4 protein-coding genes and 1 tRNA gene are annotated in these 4,059 nt (G+C 71.6%); 3 read left to right on the top strand and 2 right to left on the bottom strand.

The genetic code is table 11. The annotated features are described in order from the left end of the window. Window positions 1–152: 152 nt before the first annotated feature. Window positions 153–227: transfer RNA gene (locus AB0F11_RS36945), tRNA-Trp, on the bottom strand. Window positions 228–378: 151 nt separating this feature from the next. Between AB0F11_RS36945 and AB0F11_RS36950 the strand changes: the two genes are divergently transcribed. The 3 genes from AB0F11_RS36950 to AB0F11_RS36960 all read left to right on the top strand — a co-directional run bounded on the left by AB0F11_RS36950 (window position 379) and on the right by AB0F11_RS36960 (window position 2,778). Then, window positions 379–948 carry a hypothetical protein gene (locus AB0F11_RS36950; protein ID WP_362183928.1) on the top strand — a complete coding sequence of 190 codons (570 nt, stop codon included), beginning with the start codon at window positions 379–381 and terminating at the stop codon, window positions 946–948. 1 nt (window position 949) lies between these two features. Then, window positions 950–2,218, top strand: a complete 1,269-nt coding sequence (locus AB0F11_RS36955) for an MAB_1171c family putative transporter (protein ID WP_362183948.1) — start codon at window positions 950–952, stop codon at window positions 2,216–2,218. Window positions 2,219–2,322: 104 nt separating this feature from the next. Then, window positions 2,323–2,778 (top strand): NUDIX hydrolase, encoded by a 456-nt coding sequence (locus AB0F11_RS36960; protein WP_362183931.1) that lies wholly within the window; start codon window positions 2,323–2,325, stop codon window positions 2,776–2,778. A gap of 122 nt (window positions 2,779–2,900) precedes the next feature. On the opposite strand, the gene AB0F11_RS36965 is transcribed toward AB0F11_RS36960, so the two are convergent. Then, entirely contained in the window at window positions 2,901–3,788 is an 888-nt protein-coding gene (locus AB0F11_RS36965; protein ID WP_362183934.1) for a helix-turn-helix domain-containing protein, read from the bottom strand. Window positions 3,789–4,059: the final 271 nt, after the last annotated feature.

The raw sequence follows: 4,059 nt of genomic DNA on the forward strand, positions 1-4,059 counted from the left end.
GCACGCGTGGTCCGCTCAGGCCTGGAAACCCGGATGATCCACCAGGACAACACCTTCCAATCCCGCGCCCGCAGCCTCATACAGCCCGGGGTTCAGGACGTTCCGTGTCACAGTCGGCGCGACCCGGTTCGCGGGTCGTGGGTCGGCGGAGGCGGAGCCGGCCGGATTTGAACCGGCGTCCTCGCGATTTTGGAGACCGCGCGCGTCGACCTCTGCGCTACGGCCCCGCCCGGTCCGCATTTTAGGCGGCTCCGGAGAGAGGCCCTGCCGGGGCAGGGGGCGGTCCCACTGGCTTAGGATTTCGAACTTCGGTGTGGTCTTGTCCGGGGAGGGTGAGGGGCGGTGCCGGAGGGAACGTTTCTGGGCCGGCTCGCTCGGATGGGCAGGCGGTCCGAGGGGTCGGTTGCGCGGCGTGTCGTCCGCAAGGAGGCGCGGCGGGCGCTGCGGGAGATGCCGCTGCCCCGTCCCTTCAGCATGCCCGCCCTCATCGCGGGCATCGAGGCGGAACGCGGCCGGCGGATCGAGCTGGTGGCGGTTCCGGACCGGCTGCTCGGGCAGAGCGATGTCTGCGGGCTCTGGATCCGGCACGAAGAGGTCCCTGTGGACCTGGTCTTCATTCCGGAGAGCATTTCCGGCTACCACCGCCAGCGCGTCCTCTTCCACGAGCTGGCCCACCTGTGGTGCGACGACCCGGAGACGTACACCGGGCAGACGGCGACGCTGCTGCCGGGCTTTTCCCCCGAGCTCCTCGGCCGCCTGGCCGGCGCGGGCCCGTTCATGGCCAGGCACCGCTTCGACACCCACGTCGAGCTGCGTGCCGAGATGATCGCCGATCTGATGCACCAGGAGGCGTTCGCCTCCGCCCCCGTCGAGGACGGCACGCTGCAGGGTCTCGACGACACCCTTTCCCATCCCTTCTCCCGCCCGGCCAGGAGCCGTCTTGACTGACATGCTGACGTACGGCGTCGTTCTACTGCTCCTCGTCCAAGTCGTGTGGAGAATGCCCGCCGCGATACGGGGGCGGGTGCGCGAGCGCTCGCTGTGGGGTGCCTTCGCCGCGCTCGCCTGCGCCTGGCTGATGCGCAGCAGCCTGGGCAGGCGCCTCGTCGACGGTCTCGGCGTCGACGACCTGGCCACGCTGCTCAAGCACTGCCTGACCATCGCCGGAATGTGCGTGCTGCTGCGCTACATCGCCGCCGTGTACCGCGAGGGCGCGGCCGGCGGAACCCCCACCCGTCAGGCGCGGGTGACGGTGGCGGTCCAGCGGTACGCCGTGGCCGCGGCGGTCGTGGCCTGCGCCGGCATGGCGGCGGTGTTCCTCTTCGTCCTGCACCGCGGGCCGGTGCCCGTGGACTCCCACTTCGTGGACCGGCACGCCGGCGAGCCCGGTCTCGCCGTCTACATGACGCTCTTCTACGGCTACAGCGGCGCCGTCATCACGCTCTGCGGATACCAGTGGGCCAGCGCGGCCCGCCGGGCGCCCCGCCTGGCGCTGCGCACCGGCCTGCGCGTGATGGCCGCCGGCATGGCGCTCGGCGCGCTGTACTCGGCGGTCCGGGCCGTCTACAGCGTCGTCGTCGCCCTCCACCCCATCCCGGTCGGCGCTGCCCACCTGCAGGAGAACGTCACCGACGGCCTGCTCTACGTCGCCTTCCTGTGCTGGGGCCTGGGCGTGATCGCCCCGGCGACCCAGGCCGCGGTGAACCGCGTACGGGCGTACAGGATGCTGGCGGGGCTCCACCCCCTGTGGCGGGACCTCGCGCTCACCGCCCCGGACCTCGTGCGCCACGCCCCCAGCCGCACCCTCCCGGGGCGCCGCGCCGCGGACCGCCTCGACACCCTGCGCGACCTGGTCTCGCACGACGTCTCGCCCCACGTACGCCTGGGGCGCTACGTCACGGAGATCCGCGACGTCATCCACGCGCTGCGCCGGCAGGCCCCGCACGACCTGTACCAGGTGGCGCTGGAGCTCGCCGAGAGCGAGGGGCACACGGGCCAGGACGCCGAGGCCACCGCGCAGGCGTACTGGATCATGGCTGCCCGCTCGGCCATGCGGGCTCCGGTCCGCGAGCCGGGCGTACCGGCCGAATTCCCCCCGGCCGGGGAGGACTTCTTCTCCGAGGAGGTGCCGTGGCTGCTGCGTGTCTGCGAGGCGTACACACAAGCGGATCCGGCTGTCGCGGAGGAAGTGCTGGAGGACGCCCGCACCTCCGCCTGAAGGCCCCTGAACGGCAACGATTCAACGAAGCAACCAAACAACCAAGCAACCAAGCAACGCAGCAATTCAGCAACTCGGCAACTCATCACAGGAGCAGCTCACTCATGACCACATCCGCCGTCCGTACGAAGGCCACCGCATCCGCCGCCGCCATCGTCAGGGACGAAGAGGGCCGGGTGCTCATCGTCAACCCCGTCTACAAGGAGCGGTGGAACCTGCCGGGCGGCCACGTCGACGAGGGCGAGCTCCCGACCGCGGCCGTCCGCCGCGAGCTCCGCGAGGAGGTCGGCCTGGACGTCGAGATCGGCGAACTGCTGGTCACCGCCTGGGTCACCCGGCCCGAGGGGTCGCACGTCTTCTACGTGTTCGACGGCCCGCAGCTGACCCCGGAGCAGCAGCAGGGCATCACCCTGCAGGACTCGGAGATCGGCGAGTACCGGTTCTCCCTGCCCGAGGACATCTCTCCCGACATGATTCCGCCGTTCGCGCTCGCCATCTGGCGCAAGGCGCTGGTGGCGCGTGAGGAGAAGCGGGCCGCGTACGTCGAGCTCGCCCTGTAGGCACGTTCCGGATGCCGCCACGGTGCCTCCGCTCCCGGTCGCGGGCGGAGGCACCACGGCGGCGCCCTCCACGGCGGCCCTGCCGGGCGGCCCTCCACGGTGTGCGGGCCGGGCGGGGCGCCCTACTTCGGCCGCATCCCGTCGACGACACCGCCGATGAAGTCCAGCAGCTCCGCGGGGAGCGCCTCGCCGCCCCCTCGGGCCGCGAGGCCGGCCAGGCCACCGCGTACGAGGCGCATGCCGCTGACGATGCGGTGCACTTCGGCGTCGTTGCTCCTGAAGAACAGCGGCGGAACGGCCAGGGCGGCCGCGAGCGCGTCGAGCACCTCGTCGGGCACCGCTTCCACCTCGCCGGTGCGCAGCGCCCGTACGAGGTCCTCGCTCAGCACTGCGGCGCGGACCTTCGTGTTGCCGAGGCGGGCGATCTGGGCGTCGGTGGGGTGCGGGGCGGTGTAGGTCTCCTCGAGGAGGTGGGTGATCTTCTCGGCGATGGTGACCGGCAGACCGGCGCCGCCCTTCGGTACGGCGTCGTCCTGCGCGGGCTGCTGCGGGATGCGGCTCTCCGGGAGGCCGGCCGGAGGCGTCCGCGGGCCGGGGCTGAAGGACCGCTCCTGCGCGGCCAGGAGTTCCGGCACCGCCACGCCGTACGCGTCCGCCAGCACCGGCACGAACTTCTCCGCGAGGCGCCGCCTGCCCCGTTCGGCGTTGGCCACCGGGCCGGCGCTGCGGGTCCCGGTGAGGGCTGCCGTCTGGTACTGGGAGTAGCCCGCATCGCAGCGCAGGTCCGCGAGGTCCGGGGGCAGGAGCCGGGGAAACAGCTCGTCCAGGTCCATGCCGAGCGCCTGCGCGAGGGCCGGGAGCTTCTCACCGTCCGGCACCGACTTGCCGCTCTCCCAGCCGACGACGGCCGGCACGGAGACGCCGAGGCGTTCGGCGATCTCTGCCTGGGTCAGGTCGGCGGCTCGGCGTACTTTGCGGAGCAGGTGTCCGTCGACGTGACGAACAGGCATGAGCTCTCCTGGGCTGGGTGGGCAGGGGACGTACCAACTTTACCGAGTGGCAACTTGATTGGTTCGCCAAACCTAGATAACTTCATTTCAGCGAACGGGGGTCGCTCCTCCGGGCACTGCACTGCACCGGCTTCTGCCTTGCCTTGCAGTGCCCTGCCGTGGGGCCGGCGAAGGGGGGGGGGTGGGGGCACGGGGGCCGGGGGGGGGTGCAAAAAACCCTGGACACCAACCAAAGCAGGGAAGACGCGGGCGCGGCGCGCGATTCGACACA

The sequence above is a fragment of the Streptomyces sp. NPDC032472 genome (assembly GCF_040636955.1).
GTDB lineage: Bacteria > Actinomycetota > Actinomycetes > Streptomycetales > Streptomycetaceae > Streptomyces.